The sequence below is a fragment of the Mycolicibacterium stellerae genome (assembly GCF_003719305.1).
GTDB lineage: Bacteria > Actinomycetota > Actinomycetes > Mycobacteriales > Mycobacteriaceae > Mycobacterium > Mycobacterium stellerae.
Genome location: NZ_RARC01000018.1, coordinates 92604 through 109020 on the forward strand (window position 1 = coordinate 92604; position 16417 = coordinate 109020).

Consider the following 16417-nt stretch of genomic DNA (forward strand, 5'->3'; position numbering starts at 1 on the left):
CTCACGTCGCCTGCGCGGCGCGGTGCACCGCGTTGACGATGCCCGCATACCCGGTGCACCGGCAGAAGTTGCCGGAAAGGCCCTCGCGGATCTCTTCGTCGGTGGGCTGCGGGTTATCGCGCAGCAGCGCGGTGATCGACGTGACGAAACCCGGTGTGCAGAAACCGCATTGCAGCCCGTGGCACTCGCGCAGAGCGGATTGCACGGGTGACAGCTCGCCGTCCTCGCCTGCGATGCCCTCGACGGTGGTGACCTCTTGGCCGTCCACCTGAACGGCGAAGATCAGGCACGCCCGCACCGCCTGACCGTCGAGCAGCACTGTGCACGCGCCGCACGCGCCGTGCTCGCAGCCAAGGTGCGTGCCGGTGAGGCCGCACTTCTCGCGTAGGAAGTCTGCGAGCGTCATGCGGGGCTCGACCACATGCCGGTGCGCGCGTCCGTTGGCGGTCAGCCCGACCGGGACCTCATGCATGGATCGCCTCCGCTTCAGATGTCTGCGCCTGCCGGATAGCCGCGGCCCATGCCCGTGTCACCATCGCGGCGCCGACGCGCGACCGGTAGTCGGCCGAGCCTTGAAGATCGGCGGGAATGTCGGACAGGCCGCTCATCGCCAGCCTGCCGACTTCCTCGGCGGTGGCGGCATGGGCAGCCTGGCCGACGACGGCGACCTCGGCGGCCGTGCCCCGAAGCGGCGTCGAACCAAGCCCGAGCAGCCCGATACCGCATCGCGCCACCCGGTCGTCGCCGTCGAGCTGTACGGCGACCGTCGCACCTGCGATCGCGAAATCGCCATGCCGCCTGGCAAATTCCTCGACCGCGAAGCCCGACCGTCCGCCCCACACCGGGAACCGAACGGCGGTAAGGACCTCGTCGGGGGCCAATGACGTCTCCCACAGGCCGGTGAAGAACTCGGCGGCCGGAATGTGCCGCCGGCCCCGCGATGACGTCGCCTCCATCGTCGCGTCGAGCGCGAGCGCCACCGCGGCGTACTCCGCAGCGGGATCGGCGTGCGCGATCGCCCCGCCCAGGGTGCCCCTCGTCCGGATCTGGAAGTGCCCGATGTAGGGCGTCGACAACGTCAGCAGCGGAACCGATTCGGCCACCTCGTCGTCCATACCGACCAGCGAGTGTGGCGTCCCGGCAGCGACCACGAGTTCGTCGTCGTGCCGCTCGATGTTTTTCAGCTCATCGATCCGGGATATGTCGATCAGGTTCTCGAAGTACGTCAGCCGCATGGCGAGCATCGGCACCAGGCTCTGGCCGCCCGCGAGGATCTTCGCGTCGTCGCCGAACTCGCCGAGCATCTGCACCGCCTCGGAGACGGTGTCGGGGCGGTGGTACGCGAAGGCGGCCGCTTTCATGAACTCAGCAGCCGGGCCAGGGCGGCCTGCAGTTCGTCGGCAAGGTCGGCGGCGGGATGGGCACGCTTGCGTCTGCCCAGCAGGAAGCCGACCGCCATGCCCGCGGCGACCGCGGCGATCGCTGGCGCGTATCGCTTGGCCATCGGCACCGCAACGACTTTCAGTAGATCGACCGAGTCGCCGCCATCGGGTGCGGCTGTCGCGACCGCCGCGGCAGCCGTCGACGATGCAGTACCCGCCGGTGCCGCGCCGCCGAGCAGATCGGCCTCGAGGTTCCTGGCGAACTGGCCGATCAGGTTCGTCGAGACGTCGGCAAGCACACCACGCCCGAACTGGGCGGCCTTGCCTGAGATGGTGAGGTCGGTGGTGATGGAAACGGTGGTGGCGTCGCCCTCGTCCTTCAGCTGCGCGGTGACTAGCGCCGTGGCGTTGCCGCTGCCCCTGGTTTCCTTGCCGCTCGCCTTGATGACCACCCGCTGGGCCGTCTGGTCCTTCTCCTGAAACGACGCATCGCCCTTGTAGGACACCGTGATCGGGCCGACCTTCACCTTCACCGCACCGGTGAAGTCGTCGCCGTCAACCGAAAGGAGTTGGGCGCCGGGGATACACGGCGCCACCCGCTCGACATCCGTGAGTACCTGCCACGTCCTGGCGGCGGGCACCGCGACCCGGAATTCGTTGTTCAGCTCCACCTTCAGTGGTCCTTTCCGGAGGTGCCCGCATCGGCATTCTGGCTGGTTTTGGCTTCTTCGATCAGGCCGACGATGGTGGCGGGGCTTGCGGGCAACCGGGTCAGTGTCACGCCAAGCGGGGCCAGCGCGTCGTTGATGGCGTTGATGACCGCGGGGGTCGAGCCGATCGCACCGCCTTCGCCGCAGCCCTTGTATCCGCCGACGCCGGGACCGGGGATCTCGACGTGGCCATACTCGATCGCGGGCACCTCGGTGGCGGTCGGCAGCAGGTAGTCGACGAATGTCGACGAGAGCGGGTTCCCGTTGTCGTCGTAGACCATGTTCTCCAGCAGGGCGCCGCCGATGCCCTGCACCGTGCCGCCGGCGATCTGTCCCTCGACCACATTGGGGTTGATCATCGGCCCGACGTCCTCGCTGACGATGTAGCGGGTCAGTGTGACATGGCCGGTGTCGACGTCGACTTCGCAGGTGCATGCGTGGGTTGCGTTGGCCCAGTGGATCATTGTTTGCGAGGTGAACCGGGCGGTGGCCTCAAGCGTCGCCGCCATACCCGGGGGCAGCTTCGCCGGCTCGTAGTACGAGCGATAGGCGAGGTCGGCGAAGCTGACGCCCTTGGCTTGGTCATCGCGGACGCGGGCTTGTGAGTTTGCGAGCTCGATGGCGGTCTCGTCGACATCCAGGCGGTGCGCGGCCATCGCGATGATCTGCTTGCGCAGGATCGTGCCCGCCTCGTTGACCGCACCCGCGGTCATCGGCCCGCTGCGGCTGCCCTGTGTGCCCGCTCCATACGGTGTCACCGCGGTGTCGCCCTGGATCGTCGAGACATCGGAGATGTCGGCGCCGAGCGCGTCGGCGGTCAGCTGAACCACCGTCGTCTCGATGCTGTTTCCGGTCGATCCGCCGTTGACATAGACGTTGATCTTGCCGGTCGGCTCCATCCGGATCGTCGCACCCTCTGTGGCGAGGTGGCCGGTCGCGGCGCCTGTCGGCTCGATGTAGGCGGAGAACCCCAACCCGATGTAGCGGCCCTCGGCGAGCGCGTCGCGCTGCTCCTTGCGAAAACCCTCGTGGTCGAGGATCTTGACGGCCTGTTCGAACGTGTCCGCGGGTGCGACGTGCTCGTAAGGCATGCCGTTGGGGTTGAAGTAGGGCATCTCGTCGCCGCGCAGGATGTTTCGGCGGCGCAGTTCGACGGGGTCCATGTCCATCTTCCGCGCCGCGATGTCGAGAAGTATTTCGCGGGTGAGGGTTTCGTACTGCCACGGACCACGGTAGGCGGCCAGCCCTGCCGTGTTGGAGAACACCGTCTTGTAGTTGAAGCTGGCCTTGGGAACTCGGTACGGGCCGGGGAAGAACATCCCGATCGCCGCCGTGGTGAGCACCGGGTAGGGCGTCGGGTAGGCACCGATGTCCTGCACGAAGTCGATGTCAGCGGCGAGGATGTTGCCGTCCTTGTCGAAGGCCATCCGAACGTCGCCGTCGACGTGGCGGGCCTGGCCGGCGGACATCAGGTTCTCCCGGCGGTCCTCGATCCACTTGAGCGCGCCCGACACTTTGTGGGCGGCCAGCATGATGCACATGTCCTCACGCATCGGGACGACCTTCTGGCCGAACCCACCGCCGGTGTCGCGCATGATGACCCGGACGCTCTGCGCTGGGATGCCGAGCAGTCGGGCGGCGAACGCGCGCAGTTCGTGCGGGGTCTGAGTCGATGCCCACATCGTCAATTCGCGCGAGGACGCTTCCCACTCGGCGACCAGGCCGCGGGTCTCGATCGGGACAGGTGCGTGGATCTGCTGGTATACGTGGGCCGAAGCGACGTGCGCGGCCGACGAGAAGGTCTCCTCATCCGGCGGCGCTCCGGCCATTCCGCCTGCAACGTTGTCGGGGTAGGCCTGGTGAACCACGACATCCGAGTTGACGGCTTTGGTGAAGTCGGCGACGGCAGGCAGTGGTTCGTAGTCGACGTCGACGAGTTCGACCGCGTCCTCGGCGATGTAGCGCGACGCCGCGATGACGAGCGCGACCGGATCGCCGACGAACTTCACCTCGCTCTCGGCCAGCGGCGGGCGCGGCGTATCGGCGATGTCCTTGCCCGCGACGGCGTGCCAGGCTTCTCGAACGAGCGGGTTCAGATCCTCGGCCACGAACACCGCTTGTACGCCGGGCAAGGCCAGCGCCGCCGATGTGTCGATAGCGTTTATCCGCGCCTTGGCAAAAGGACTGCGGACAAAGCAGGCGTGCAGCATACCGGGCCGCGAGACATCGTCGACAAATGTTCCATGCCCGGTCAGGAGGCGGGTATCCTCCACGCGCGGGATACGCGCCCCCGCGTATCTGGCTGCGACGGCTTCAGTCATGGCAAACACTCCAATCCGTCGTCGATGGGCCGCTACGACAGGCTGCTAAGCAGTTGCTCAGCGAGCCTACCGGATAGGAGATTCTCGCTAATCAGCATATGACATTCTCGCGGCCGGGCGGATTAGATTGTGCACCGTGGGACGGTGGATCACGAAGGTCGAACGCGAGCTCTCCGAAGACGTTCCCGGGCCGCCGGACGCCGTTCGCGCGTTCTACGCCGACCTGGACAACATCAAGCTGGTGCATCCTCTCGTGGCGTCCGTGCGGACCCTGCACCGCAGCGAGACCTCCGACGGCTATGTACAGACCTACCGGGTCAGCGACCGGATCCCGCTTGGGCCGCTGCGCCTGCGAACGAGTTATGTTGCCCGGCTACATGTTCCGGTGAGCGGTGCGGTGTCCTCGGACGCCCGACAGTTCCCTCGAGTGCGGCTGCGCGGCTGCGTTGCCTTCGAACCGACACAGTCGGGCACTCGCATCGTCGAGAGGGTACAGATCGAAGCGCCGCGGCCACTGGCGGCGGTGACCATCCGCAAAGCGGTCGAGGCGCACACCGAGATGCTCGCCGGAATCCGGCGACGGTTCGAGGAGACCGAGAATTAGGCCTGGCTATGTCGGCAGACGTCGGCCTATGTCGGCCAGAACCCGCTGCCGGTGAAGAAGCCCGGCTGCCAGCCCTGGTCGGCCAGGCACAGAAGGGGACGCCCGTCGGGGGCCTGCGCGGCGGCCTGGTCGCCGGGGCATGGGCTGCCGATTTCCTGGACGCCGTGGATCTCCGGAGAGATCACCCAGAAGCCGGTGTAGACCGGCGGCCATTGGTTCGGGATCCAGTGGCATTGCAGCGGCTCGCCGCCGCGACCGCGCCCGAACGTGTTGATCTCGAAGTTGTCGCATGGGGCCGAGAGGCGGGCCTCGTAGTTCATGAACGGCACGTCGGAGTCATAACGAGCCGGCTCGTCGAAATAGAGATTGTCGTTCGGATCGCCCATGGCGACCGGCGCACCGCCGATGGCGACACATGCCGCCGCAGCGGTGACGACTAGTCGGAGAATCATTGGCCCCACCTTCCACGCCAGAGCCTAACGGGCGAACCAAGGACTGTTAAGAGTTTGGGTCCTAATTGCCGGGGTAGTTCCACGTCATGGCCCCAGGCGACGATGAAAAGAGCGAAGACGACGTACAGAAGGACGACAAGGTCGCGAGCTCGCGGGCGGGTAAGCACGGCGAGGACGGCAGTTATGTCGGCGAGTCGTCGTCCGACGACGCGATCGACGTAGGGGAGACCGGCGCAGAAGCGCGCAGCGAAGAAAACCGCCGCTGATCCGCCCTGCGGGACCGCCGCCCCGGCATATGTGTCAGTAATTGCCGGGGACATGAGACGGTAGAGGTCTATGGATGGCTATGAGTACGTCACCTACGAGGAATTCGGCAGGCGGTTCTACGAGATCGCCGTGACCGAGAAGCGCGTTGGCGACGCGATCGGCGCGATCGCGGGTGACGAGTTCGAGATGGGGCCGATGGGTCAAGGCCCCGGGAAGATCGCCAAGGTCACCGCGAAGGTGCGGATACAGGAGCCGAAAGTCACCCGGTCTGGCGGGGAGATGATCACGTTCGCGATCCGCATCCCGCTGGAGATCGACATGGTCATCGACCTCCGCATCGACAAACCGAAGTTCATCGTGTTCGGCGAGATCGCCTTGACGGCGACCGCGCGAGCCGCCGAACCTCTGCTGCTCATCCTCGACGTTCAGAAGCCTCGACCTTCGGACATCGAGATCCATGTCACATCGAAATCCCTACGGGCAGAGCTATTGCGGATCGTCGCCGGTGTCGACGACGAGATCCGGCGGTTCATCTCCGCGCACGTGGCAGGCGAGATCGACAGCCCCGAATCGGTCAAGGCGAAGGTCATCGACGTCGCCGAACGACTCGACGCCGCGTGGACAGGCGTCTAGCGCTACTTCTGCAGCGTGAACTGGACGACGTCGACCTGGCGGTCGCGGAACATCTTCGCGCAGCCGGTGAGGTATTTCATGTACCGCTCGTAGACCTCTTCGGACTGAATCGCGATCGCTTCGTCCTTGTGCTCCCGCAGAGCGGCCGCCCACAGGTCGAGCGTGCGCGCGTAATGCGGCTGCAGCTCCTGCTTGCGGGTCAGCGTGAAGCCGCCCTCCGCTGCGCGGTCCTCGACCATCGGCACCGACGGCAACCGTCCGCCGGGGAAGATCTCGGTCATGATGAACTTGATGAACCGGGCCAGCTCGAACGTCAGGGGGATGCCGAGTTCCTTTGCCCGCGCCGGATTCTCGCCGACGATCGTGTGCAGCAGCATGACCCCGTCGTCGGGCAGCACGCGGTGGGCCATCTTGAAGAAGTCCGGGTAGCGGTCGTGGCCGAAGTGCTCGAACGCACCGATGGACACGATGCGGTCGACCGGCTCGTCGAACTGTTCCCAACCCTGTAGCAGCACCCGCTTGGTGCGCGGGCTGTCCAGCTCGTCGAACTTCTTCTGGACGTGAGCGGCCTGATTCTTCGACAACGTGAGGCCGACGACGTTGACGTCGTAGCGCTCGATGGCCCGGCGCATGGTGGCACCCCAGCCGCAGCCGATATCGAGAAGCGTCATACCCGGTTCGAGCCCAAGTTTGCCCAGCGCCAGGTCGACCTTTGCCAGCTGTGCCTCCTCGAGCGTCATGTCGTCGCGCTCGAAATACGCGCAGCTGTACGTCCGCGACGGATCGAGGAACAACGCGAAGAAGTCGTCACTGAGGTCGTAGTGTGCCTGCACATCCTCGAAATGTGGCTGCAGGTCACCGCCCGCTTCTGGTGATTCAGGCATCTTCTCAGCGTAGTTGACGTACCGGTTAGCCCCTAATCGGTGGGTCATCTACGATGCTGCAGATGCGCAGACTCACCGGGCCGATTGGGCTGATCACCGTGTTCGCTGGAGTGACCGCCACGACCGCGCTGCTAGCGGCGCCGGCCCAGGCCGACCCGGGCACGGACGCGTTCCTCAATGCGGTGTCGGGCGCGGGCCTCGGCGGCACCACCGACCCTTCCAATCTGGTCGCGGTCGGACAGTCCGTCTGCCCGATGTTGGCCGAGCCGGGGCAGAACGCCGCCGATGTTGCCGCGCAGGTCGCCGACACGACAGGCATGTCCCTCGGTGGCGCGAACATGTTCACCGGCCTTGCCATCTCGTTCCTCTGCCCGCGGGTGCTGGAGTCGGTCGGCAACGGCGAGTCGCCGATCCCGCTGGGACTTCTCGGCTTCTAGCCGACCAAACTGTCCAGCTGCGGGCGCTTGGGCTCGCGGCCGTCCCCGCTGGATATGCCCCGCGCGTGGTGCCACATCCACGGGGCCAGCATGTTCTTGGTCCACAGAAGTTGCGAATAAGTGCGCGAGCGAAGCGTCGACTGCGCCGAAGTAGCGCTCGCTTGCACCCAATCATGGTTGCTGCCAGGAAGATCCAGCGCTTCTGCGGCTGCGGCGGCGAACAGGATGTGGCCCTTCGTCGACCCGTGCACCCGATCGTTGCTCCAGGTGTCCGGCTGGATCATCGATGGCGCGCCGTAGAGGTCGACGAGCTTGAACCCGTGGCGGTCGGCCGCGGACCTGATGGCCTCGTTCGTGCGCAACACCCGCGAGGTCAGGACCCTGCCGATCGGCACGATGCGCGCGATGTCGGGAAACGTGGTGGTCACAACGGTCGCACCGGACTGCGCGAGCTGCCGGTGCATCAGGTCCAGATCCGCCAGTGCGCGATCGAAGAGCAGTCCCGGGCGGGTGATGTCGTTCATACCGACGCAGATGCTGACCAGGTCCGGTCGCATCGCGAGCGCCCGGGGGAGTTGGTCGTCGAGCACATCGCGGATGCGGCGGCCGCGGATGGCCAGATTGGCGTAGCGAAGGCCTGGATGCAGCTCGTCGAGCATCGTGGCCAGCCGATCGGCGAAGCCCACGATCCCGGCGGAATCGTTTCCATCCCATAGCCCCTCGGTCTGGCTGTCACCCAGGGCGACGTAACGGGTGTACACGCCGTGCGACATGTGCGTGACTCTAGCGGCCGAACCGGGTCAAGTTGAGGGGTCGGCCCACCACACTGAGCTGGTTGACGATGTCTTCGAGGCGCGTGCGCGGGACGTCGACGCGCCATTCCTGCAGAGTCCCAGACAGGCACAGCTTGTCAGGCTCAATGGTGATGTCCGTCAACTGAAGTCCATGCGGAAGCTCCGGCAGGTGTACGGGGTAGGAGGGCGTGCGATCCGGCAGCCGCATGCGCTTGCTCCGTAACACCAGACCGCGTGGCTTCAACCACAGCGTGGATCCGTCGAGTACCGCGTCGACCTCGAGGTGTCCGAGCCCGGGTCGGCGGGCGAGCCGAAGCCGGGCGACGCCATCCTCGCCGATCTCACCCGCCAGCCTGGGGGCCGCAAGGCGGAACAGATTCTCGAGTGCGTCCGCGGGAAGCTCCACCGTCAGGTCGACGGGCGCCGCGATCAGTACCGGCGGCGCGGACGGCCGGAGATGCACGTTGTGCAGCACGGCGGTGGCACGATCCAATCTGTTGTCGTCCCAGCGGATGTCGCACGCCGCGAGCCGGACGTCGCTGAGTTGACCGACAGCTAGCCCGCGGGCATCGAGACGAGAGTCGAACTCGGTTACGGTCAGCGTGATGTCACCTTCGTCGAGCCGAACCGACAATTCGCGTCCGACCACCAGCCGGCGAAGTGTCATGAACAACGTCCGGTAAGCGGCGGCCGCGCCGGAGTTCACGGGTGCGACGGCGGCCATCGACCACAACGTGGCAAGCATGTCGAGGGGCCGGAACGGATCCCAGCGGCGCAGCGGTCGCGTCATGACGTCAACCATCCTCGCATTGGCCGGTGTCGGCCCAAAACTGAGGGTTTCAGCGCACACGGTCGGCTTGCCGAGCTGGATCGTCTTCTCGACGAGCTCATCGGCACGCTCAAACAAGGCCGCAGCTATACGTTCTCGTGACTCGACCGCCTCAGGGGATGAAGCTGTTCAACAGGGCGCGCATCGACTTGGCCACCGCGTGTCGTGTCTTCACCGGGTTGGGGGAGTTCGCGATCAACATCGCGCCGCGCGTCAGGGCGCCGAGCAGCAGCCTGGTCGCGGTCTCCGGGTCGTCGATCTGGATCGTGCCCGCCTTGGCGGCTGCCTTCAGCGACCCGACGATGACGGCGTAGGCGTATTGCTCGTCCAGCTCGGTGTAGCGGGCCAGGCCGAGCACGGCCGGGCCGTCCAGCACGAGGATTCGTTGCACATCGGGCTGCAGGACACCGTCGAGAAAGGCATCGAAGCCCAGCGCCAGCTCGTCGAGGCCGTCCTTGGCACCCTTCGCCGCCTCTGTCGATGCCGACATCATGTCCATATGCGCCTGTACGAAGACCGCCTCGAAAAGTGCTGTCTTGGTGGGGAAGTGGTGGTAGAGAGCGCCGGTGGTGACCCGTGCCTCACGGGCCAGGTCCTCCACCGACGTACCGCGGAAGCCGTTCTCACCGAACAACCTGCGGCCCGCAGACACCAGTGCACCGCGGGTCTGCGCGACCTGTTCGGCGCGCAGGGACGACGGTTCTGAAGACGCGGGCATTGCTCTCGCATTCCGGAGTGAAGGGACCAGGCCAGCCTATTGACATAGTAGCGATATGTGAAATAGTTGCCCTATGACTTCAGCCCCCGTCCGCATCACCGGTCCGGCCGAAGACGCCCGTCGCACGCACAAGCAAGCCAAAGACGCACTGCGCGCCGCCGTCGCCAGGACTGCCGAACTCCTTCGGCGCGTCGACCCTGCGTCTCCTGTGCCGGGGCTGACCTGGACCGCGGCCGAGACAGCGGCGCACATGGCAGGCGAACTGCGCGACTACGCCCTTGCGCTGAACCGACACACCGGCGGCTACATGACGCATGCCAACCGTCCGATGGAGACCCCGTCGCGAATGAGCGCCGTCGTGAACGCCCGACAACTGACCGAAGTACCGGAGCGGGACACGGGCCGCCTCGCGGTGGTGCTCACCGAGGCGTCGCTGGCCTATCTCGCCGCCGCCGACGCCGCGGACGAGTCGGCGGCGATCCCCACCGCCAACGGCCTGCTGCTCAGTCCCCCGACGATGACCAGCCTGCTGTTGGGTGAGCAGGTCGTGCACGGGCTGGATATCGCCAGGGCGGCGAGCACTCCGTGGGACATCGAACCGCGCGACGCACTGCTGGTCATTCCCGGCGTCCTTTCCGTCGCGCCCGAATACCTGCGACCGTCCGCCGCTGCTGCGCGGGTCAGCTTCGAGCTACGAATTCGGGGCGCGAACCAATACCGAATGGCGGTCGACCACGGAACCGCCGTCGTCACGGCCGCGGGAGCGAAGCCGGACTGCGTGATCACCGCGGACCCGGTCGCGTTTCTGCTTCTCGGCTACGGGCGCATCTCGCAGTGGGGGCCGATCATGCGCGGCAAGCTCCGGGCCGGCGGTAGAAAGCCCTGGCTGGCAATGAAGTTCACCACACTGTTGGCCAGCCCGTAGCGACCCACCCCGTACAGTTGGGGTGTGTCGTCGGTCGTCATCGTCGGTAGCGGCTTCACCGGATTCGAGTGCGCCCGCCGGCTGGTTCGCCAACTACGCAAGCACGACGCGTCGGTCGACATCTCGATCATCTCGCCGGTCGACTACATGCTCTACACGCCGCTCTTGCCCGATGTCGCCGGTGGCCTCGTCGACGCGCGTTTCGTCACCGTCCCGTTGGCGAACTCACTGCATGGCGTGCGCGCGGTGCGTGGCCGGGTGGACAGCGTCGATTTCGATGGCCGCACGGTCACCTACACCGATCCCGAAAAGCGATCGCGCAGCCTGCCGTGGGATCGGCTCGTGCTGACGCCGGGCTCAGTGACCCGACTGTTCGACATCCCCGGTTTGGTCGAGCACGCGCGGGGTTTGAAGTCGACGGCAGAGGCGGTCTATCTCCGCGACCACCTGCTCGAACAGCTCGAGCTGGCCAACATCGACGACGATAAGACCCGGATCAAAGCCAGGCGCACCGTCGTCGTCGTCGGCGCCTCATACTCGGGGACCGAGCTCGTCGTGCAGCTTCAGGCGCTGGCCGACACCGCAGCAAAGCAGATGGGTTTCGAACCCGCAGACGTGAGGTTCGTCCTGCTGGATCTGGCCGAGCAGGTGATGCCCGAGGTAGGGGAAAAGCTGGGTGCGCGCGTCAGGGGAGTACTTCACGAACGGGGCATCGACGTGCGGCTCGGGGTAACCCTGAAGCAAGTGCACGCCGACCACGTTGTGCTCACCGATGATTCGCGGATCAACACGCGCACCGTGGCATGGGTGACCGGGGTAACCGGCGCCCCGTTGATCGAGCGTCTCGGACTGCCGACCGAGCATGGTCGGCTTTCGGTGCAGGCCGACCTGCAGGTGCCCGGCCATCCCGACGTGTTCGCCGCCGGTGACGCCGCAGCGGTTCCGGACCTGACGCAACCGGGCAAGATCACGCCGCCGACCGCGCAACATGCGATACGCCAGGGAAAGGTGCTTGGCCACAACGTCGCCGCCAGCCTCGGATACGGCTCGCCGAAGAAGTACAAGCACCGGAACATGGGCCTCGTCGTCGACCTCGGTCCGCACTACGCCGTCGCCAATCCACTGAAAATCCCGCTTTCCGGATACGCGGCGAAGCTGGTGACAAGGATGTACCACCTCTACGCCATGCCGCGCTTCGTCAACCGCTGGGCGGTGTCACTGGCATATCTGACCGATGTGCTCTTCGACAGATCCGTCGTCTCGGTCGGTCTGTCCACCCAGGATGACGCCCGGTTCTCCACCTCCGAAGGGATCCCGCTCCCGAAGGCCGACTGACCGCCCGCACGCTCGCGGCGGGTGTGAACCGCCGCGGATCGGGAATCCCGACACGATGGCTACCTATCGCGTACTGAATCCAAGAGGCGACGTCGTCGACACCAAGGACATCGAGAGCGCCGGCGACGCGCACGCCTGGTTCGTCGATGAGAAGGCGGACAACTCCGAACTCGGCTGGCGGATGGAGGTCAAGGGCGACGACGGCGATTGGGCCTTCTTCGACGACACCGAGGGTGACAGGAAGTGATCAGTCCTCGCCGGTGACGTACCACTTGCCGATCGGCGGCGCATGGCTGCTGCGCACACGCAGATACCGCGGTTCCTCGACGGCGAACGCCGGATAGTCACCCAGGTAGCAGCTCTCACCGGTCTTGATCTTGGTGACTGTCTGCGTGGCCCGGTCGTATGCGACTGTTCCGTCGTCGTCCAGGTCGAGGCGCCATCGCGGCTCGAAGTGGTTATCGCTCATATCAACTCGCGACAGTCAGAGTGACGTTGTTTAGCGACACGGCAACGTCGGTGGGCAGGATGTCGACGAAGGTCGGCTGATCCCGGACGGCTTCGCCGCTACCGATGATGTGGGCCGGGAAGTTGCCTGCACATGGAAAGTTGTTGCAGCGCAGCCAAAATCCGGGTGGGCTCAGATACGGATACATGCTCGGCGACTGGTCGACGCGATACCTGCCCGCCGGGATGCTGGCGGTAGCCCAGCCTTCCGGCGCCTCGGCGCCGACGCCGAACACACCGTTGCTGCCATACGTCACCGGGTCGGCGTTGGCCGGGGCCGCGGCGACGAGGCTCGACAGCAGCGCACCCGCCGCCAATGCGGACCTGACGCGGTTCACCGTCTCACCACACCCGGATGTAATCGATGAGCATCGCAGGCGACACCGAGCCGAAGTTCGGGTCACCGCCGCCAGGGCCCCCGACCGCGAGGTTGAGCATGGTGAACAGCAGGTAGCCGGGATCGTTGAACGGCCACGCGCCGTCGATGGGACCCGCAGGAACGGAGAAGTACGGCGGCCCTGCGAAGTCATCCATCCAGAACTTGAAGCCCTTCTCGTCCCACTGGCAACGGTAAGTGTGCCACTCGCCATCAACCGGCCACCTGTGCGCATTCCAGGTCTTACCGTCGGATCGGGCGTGCACCGCGGTACCGGGAGCCCACAAATCGTTGCCGTACCACTCCACGATGTCGACTTCTCCGTCGGGCAGAGGGCCTCGGCCGTCGGTCGTATCCTCGATGTTCACCAGCCAGTACGCCGGCCAGAGGCCCGGGGCCTGCGGCAGCTTTATCCGGGCCTCCCAAGTGTGGTTGATCCCGATCTTCATCTTGCTCTCGACCCGGCCGGTGAAGAACGTGTCGCCTTCCTTGGTGGCCCGCAGGGCGAGGTTCCCATTGCCGTCCAACGACACGTTGCGGCGATCGTCGCGGTAGAGGCCAAGGACCGGCGGTGTAACGGGCTCGTTCCAACTGACCACGGTCCACTTCGACAAGTCCGGCGCCGCGCCTGCCGGGCCGTCGAAGTCATCGGCGAAAATGATGGGCGGTGGGGCGGCATCCGGCCCAGGCGTGATTGGCTGATCTGGCGGTTCGGGGTCGGCGAATGCAGAGGGGAGAGCGGCCGCGGCCGCCAGTGCGGCGGCCCCGGTCATAACCATCATGCTGCGGCGGTTAATCACGTGCACAGGAGCACCTTAGCGCCGGGTTTAGATGGATTTAACTAGGCTGTCGCAAATGCCGAGACTGAGCGCCGGGGTACTGCTGTACCGCGTTATTGACGGGTCCGTAGAGGTCCTGATTGGGCATCCGGGTGGGCCGTTCTGGGCGAAAAAGGACGACGGGGCATGGTCGATTCCCAAGGGGGAGTACACCGATGGGGAAGACCCGTGGCGGGCCGCCTGCCGCGAATTCGAAGAGGAACTGGGCAAGCCACCACCCGACGGACCGCGCGTCGACATTCCGCCGCTGCGGCAGCCGAGCGGAAAGATCATCACCGCGTTCGCGGTGCGGGGGGACCTCGACCTTGACGGCACGGCCAGCAACACCTTCACCGTCGAATGGCCGAAAGGCTCGGGCAACGTCAGGGAGTACCCGGAGATCGACCGGGCGGACTGGTTCTCGGTGGTTGAGGCTCGGTCGAAGCTCCTGAAAGGTCAGCGGCCGCTTCTCGATCGATTGATGGATGCGGTCGGAGACGCCGAATCGGGCGGGTCTCAATAGCATTGATCGTGAGCGCTCGCCCGTGTATCCGCCAGCCGGATCGCGTTCGCAAGTATTCGTCGTCGTAGCGCAGATGCCAGACCAGGTCGGTCACCTGCTCGTCGGCGATGCTGAAATGGTGTGCGACGCATGTGATTCGGCCCAATGCATAGTCGGGATCCGAGCCGGGGGCATAGACCTCGCCGACGATCGCGTGCTGGGTGCGCGCGAGACCGGATAGGGCCGCCATGGCGCTGCGCACGCCGTCGCGACCGCGGTGCCTGCGGACAGGATCGAGAGATCTCGGTGGGTCGGGCAGCCGTAATTCGGCTGTCTCGCTGAACAACTCGACTACATCGCCGAAGCGGCGATCATCTACCGCGGCAGCGTAGAGGTGAACGAGGTCAGCCAGCGCCAACCGATCTGCTACGGCCAGAGTCATGTCGTCATGTGTCGCTCAGGTGCCGCCTTCGTTGCTGGCCCGGATTGCCTCGCGGCATTCCCTGCGGGTCTTGCCGGTTTCCTGCATGCAGACCCGCACCGGCGCTTCCTGCTCGAGCGGCAGTGGCTCGTCTGTGACATCGGTGGTGACCGTGACGGTCGGCGCGGGAACCTCGCCCTGGCTCGTCGACCAGATCGAGGCGCCGGTGGACTCCAGGGTGGAGCAGTAGACGGTATTGCCGTTCGCCGTGATAGCGCTGCCGCCCACCGGCGAACAATCGGCCCCGACGACGGCAGCCGAAGGGGTTGCCTGCGCAGAGGCGGTGACCGTCGTCGTCGACGGTGACGGTGACGGAGGCGGCGGCGGTGACTCGGCGCGGGGAGCGGTCGCAGGCGGCGGCGACGGCGGCGGGGTGTAGTCGTCGTTGAGAAGCTTCTCTATCTCGCGGAACTGGATCAGCACAAGGACGATGGCCACCAGCAGCAGCGCGGCCAGTATCGCAGGCACGATGATCGCAGGACGAAGGTATTTGCGGCCCGGCGGTTGCTGCGCTTCGTGTCTGCCCCCGCCTCTAGTCGTGGTCGCGATGGGGATCGACGCCTCGGTCTGGTCGATGTCGGCGGCGGGCTCCATCCCGAGCCGATGGGCCAGCGCCCGCGCGAAGTCCATGCAGCTGACGAACCGGTCCTTCGGGTCCTTCGACAGCGCCTTGCCGAGGACCGGGTCGAGCGCCGACAACTCGGGACGCTTGTCGGCGAGCGCCGGTGGTGACGCGGTGAGGTGCTGGCTGATGACCACCGTCGGGTTCGAGTGGTGAAACGGCGGCGAACCGCTCAACAGATGAAACGCGGTCGCCGCCAACGCGTACTGGTCCGCGCGTCCGTCGAGGTCTTCGCCCATCAACTGTTCCGGCGCGGCGTAAAAGACCGTACCGACCGTCATATTCGTCGCGGTGAGGTTGTTGGAGTCGTCGACGCGGCGGGCAATACCGAAGTCACCCAACAGAACTCGTTGACCACCGTCCGCGGGATCACTCAACATGATGTTGGCGGGCTTCACGTCGCGGTGCAGCAGGCCCTGCTGATGCGCATAGTCGAGAGCCTCTGCGACACCGGTGACAATGTTGAGTACATCCTCCTTTGGCATGCCCTTCGGGTAGCGGTTGCGGAGCAACTCGGCCGCATCCGTGCCGTCCACGTAGTCCATCGAGATCCAGATTTGGCCGTCCACGTCGCCGCGGTCATGAACGCCGACGATGTGCGGGTGCCACAGGGTCGCGGCGAGGTCGGCTTCCCGGTCGAATCGCCGCCGGTACTCGTTGTCGGCGCAGACGTCATTGCGCAGCACCTTGAGGGCATCGCGGCGCGGCAGACGGGGGTGCTCGGCCAGGTACACGTCACCCATGCCCCCGGACCCCAACAGCCGCACGATGGTGTAGTCCGCGAAGGTCTGACCAGCGGCTAGCGGCATGGCCGAATAGT

At 66.0% G+C, this 16417-nt stretch carries 21 protein-coding genes and 1 pseudogene; 8 read left to right on the forward strand and 14 right to left on the reverse strand.

From position 1 onward, the window contains the following. Window position 1: 1 nt before the first annotated feature. The 4 genes from D6M19_RS21090 to D6M19_RS21105 are packed head-to-tail and all read right to left on the reverse strand — an operon-like array spanning window position 2 to window position 4413. Entirely contained in the window at window positions 2-472 is a 471-nt protein-coding gene (locus D6M19_RS21090) for a (2Fe-2S)-binding protein (RefSeq protein WP_123027212.1), read from the reverse strand. Next, entirely contained in the window at window positions 465-1361 is an 897-nt protein-coding gene (locus D6M19_RS21095) for an FAD binding domain-containing protein (protein ID WP_123027213.1), read from the reverse strand. Before D6M19_RS21095 ends, D6M19_RS21090 begins: the two co-directional genes overlap by 8 nt. After that, a complete protein-coding gene (locus tag D6M19_RS21100; RefSeq protein ID WP_123027214.1) occupies window positions 1358-2053 on the reverse strand; it encodes an SRPBCC family protein in 696 nt (231 codons plus the stop codon). The genes D6M19_RS21095 and D6M19_RS21100 overlap by 4 nt, the downstream gene beginning before the upstream one ends. 2 nt (window positions 2054-2055) lie before the next feature. Next, on the reverse strand, window positions 2056-4413 hold the full coding sequence (locus tag D6M19_RS21105) for a xanthine dehydrogenase family protein molybdopterin-binding subunit (protein WP_123027215.1): 2358 nt from the start codon (window positions 4411-4413) through the stop codon (window positions 2056-2058). Between the two features lie 136 nt (window positions 4414-4549). Between D6M19_RS21105 and D6M19_RS21110 the strand changes: the two genes are divergently transcribed. Then, complete coding sequence (locus D6M19_RS21110; protein WP_234834965.1) at window positions 4550-5017, forward strand: SRPBCC family protein; 468 nt, start codon at window positions 4550-4552, stop codon at window positions 5015-5017. Window positions 5018-5043: 26 nt separating this feature from the next. On the opposite strand, the gene D6M19_RS21115 is transcribed toward D6M19_RS21110, so the two are convergent. Then, on the reverse strand, window positions 5044-5469 hold the full coding sequence (locus D6M19_RS21115; protein WP_123027216.1) for a hypothetical protein: 426 nt from the start codon (window positions 5467-5469) through the stop codon (window positions 5044-5046). 86 nt (window positions 5470-5555) lie between these two features. Here D6M19_RS21115 and D6M19_RS21120 point away from each other — a divergent pair, with 86 nt between their 5' ends. Further along, window positions 5556-5735 carry a hypothetical protein gene (locus tag D6M19_RS21120; protein WP_123027217.1) on the forward strand — a complete coding sequence of 60 codons (180 nt, stop codon included), beginning with the start codon at window positions 5556-5558 and terminating at the stop codon, window positions 5733-5735. 70 nt (window positions 5736-5805) lie between these two features. Further along, window positions 5806-6369 carry a hypothetical protein gene (locus D6M19_RS21125; RefSeq protein ID WP_123027218.1) on the forward strand — a complete coding sequence of 188 codons (564 nt, stop codon included), beginning with the start codon at window positions 5806-5808 and terminating at the stop codon, window positions 6367-6369. A 2-nt stretch (window positions 6370-6371) separates the two neighbouring features. On the opposite strand, the gene D6M19_RS21130 is transcribed toward D6M19_RS21125, so the two are convergent. Next, window positions 6372-7253 (reverse strand): cyclopropane mycolic acid synthase family methyltransferase, encoded by an 882-nt coding sequence (locus tag D6M19_RS21130; RefSeq protein ID WP_123027219.1) that lies wholly within the window; start codon window positions 7251-7253, stop codon window positions 6372-6374. Window positions 7254-7315: 62 nt separating this feature from the next. Between D6M19_RS21130 and D6M19_RS21135 the strand changes: the two genes are divergently transcribed. Continuing rightward, window positions 7316-7690, forward strand: coding sequence for a DUF732 domain-containing protein (locus D6M19_RS21135; RefSeq protein ID WP_123027247.1), 375 nt, complete (start codon window positions 7316-7318; stop codon window positions 7688-7690). On the opposite strand, the gene D6M19_RS21140 is transcribed toward D6M19_RS21135, so the two are convergent. The 3 genes from D6M19_RS21140 to D6M19_RS21150 all read right to left on the reverse strand — a co-directional run bounded on the left by D6M19_RS21140 (window position 7687) and on the right by D6M19_RS21150 (window position 10031). Further along, on the reverse strand, window positions 7687-8463 hold the full coding sequence (locus D6M19_RS21140) for an SGNH/GDSL hydrolase family protein (protein ID WP_123027220.1): 777 nt from the start codon (window positions 8461-8463) through the stop codon (window positions 7687-7689). The two genes, D6M19_RS21135 and D6M19_RS21140, sit on opposite strands and share 4 nt — an antisense overlap. Before the next feature lie 10 nt (window positions 8464-8473). Further along, a complete protein-coding gene (locus D6M19_RS21145) occupies window positions 8474-9274 on the reverse strand; it encodes an LmeA family phospholipid-binding protein (RefSeq protein WP_123027248.1) in 801 nt (266 codons plus the stop codon). Window positions 9275-9425: 151 nt separating this feature from the next. Beyond that, entirely contained in the window at window positions 9426-10031 is a 606-nt protein-coding gene (locus tag D6M19_RS21150) for a TetR/AcrR family transcriptional regulator (protein ID WP_123027221.1), read from the reverse strand. 73 nt (window positions 10032-10104) lie between these two features. Between D6M19_RS21150 and D6M19_RS21155 the strand changes: the two genes are divergently transcribed. The 3 genes from D6M19_RS21155 to D6M19_RS21165 are packed head-to-tail and all read left to right on the forward strand — an operon-like array spanning window position 10105 to window position 12538. Beyond that, complete coding sequence (locus tag D6M19_RS21155; RefSeq protein WP_123027222.1) at window positions 10105-10956, forward strand: maleylpyruvate isomerase N-terminal domain-containing protein; 852 nt, start codon at window positions 10105-10107, stop codon at window positions 10954-10956. 24 nt (window positions 10957-10980) lie between these two features. After that, entirely contained in the window at window positions 10981-12291 is a 1311-nt protein-coding gene (locus tag D6M19_RS21160) for an NAD(P)/FAD-dependent oxidoreductase (RefSeq protein ID WP_123027223.1), read from the forward strand. A 55-nt stretch (window positions 12292-12346) separates the two neighbouring features. After that, on the forward strand, window positions 12347-12538 hold the full coding sequence (locus D6M19_RS21165) for a hypothetical protein (RefSeq protein WP_123027224.1): 192 nt from the start codon (window positions 12347-12349) through the stop codon (window positions 12536-12538). Here D6M19_RS21165 and D6M19_RS21170 read toward each other — a convergent pair whose 3' ends face one another. The 3 genes from D6M19_RS21170 to D6M19_RS21180 are packed head-to-tail and all read right to left on the reverse strand — an operon-like array spanning window position 12539 to window position 13971. Then, window positions 12539-12760: a hypothetical protein gene (locus D6M19_RS21170; protein WP_123027225.1), complete on the reverse strand. Its 222-nt coding sequence runs from the start codon at window positions 12758-12760 to the stop codon at window positions 12539-12541. A 1-nt stretch (window position 12761) separates the two neighbouring features. Beyond that, window positions 12762-13136, reverse strand: a complete 375-nt coding sequence (locus tag D6M19_RS21175; RefSeq protein WP_234834966.1) for a hypothetical protein — start codon at window positions 13134-13136, stop codon at window positions 12762-12764. Between the two features lie 4 nt (window positions 13137-13140). Continuing rightward, on the reverse strand, window positions 13141-13971 hold the full coding sequence (locus tag D6M19_RS21180; protein ID WP_164478608.1) for a glycoside hydrolase family 16 protein: 831 nt from the start codon (window positions 13969-13971) through the stop codon (window positions 13141-13143). A 58-nt stretch (window positions 13972-14029) separates the two neighbouring features. Here D6M19_RS21180 and D6M19_RS21185 point away from each other — a divergent pair, with 58 nt between their 5' ends. Next, complete coding sequence (locus D6M19_RS21185; protein ID WP_206428586.1) at window positions 14030-14515, forward strand: NUDIX hydrolase; 486 nt, start codon at window positions 14030-14032, stop codon at window positions 14513-14515. A 28-nt stretch (window positions 14516-14543) separates the two neighbouring features. On the opposite strand, the pseudogene D6M19_RS21190 reads toward D6M19_RS21185, so the two are convergent. Both D6M19_RS21190 and D6M19_RS21195 read right to left on the reverse strand, forming a co-directional pair. Next, a pseudogene (locus D6M19_RS21190) lies at window positions 14544-14936 on the reverse strand (nuclear transport factor 2 family protein); the annotation flags it as partial. A gap of 15 nt (window positions 14937-14951) precedes the next feature. After that, on the reverse strand, window positions 14952-16406 hold the full coding sequence (locus tag D6M19_RS21195) for a serine/threonine-protein kinase (protein WP_123027228.1): 1455 nt from the start codon (window positions 16404-16406) through the stop codon (window positions 14952-14954). Window positions 16407-16417 lie beyond the last annotated feature (11 nt).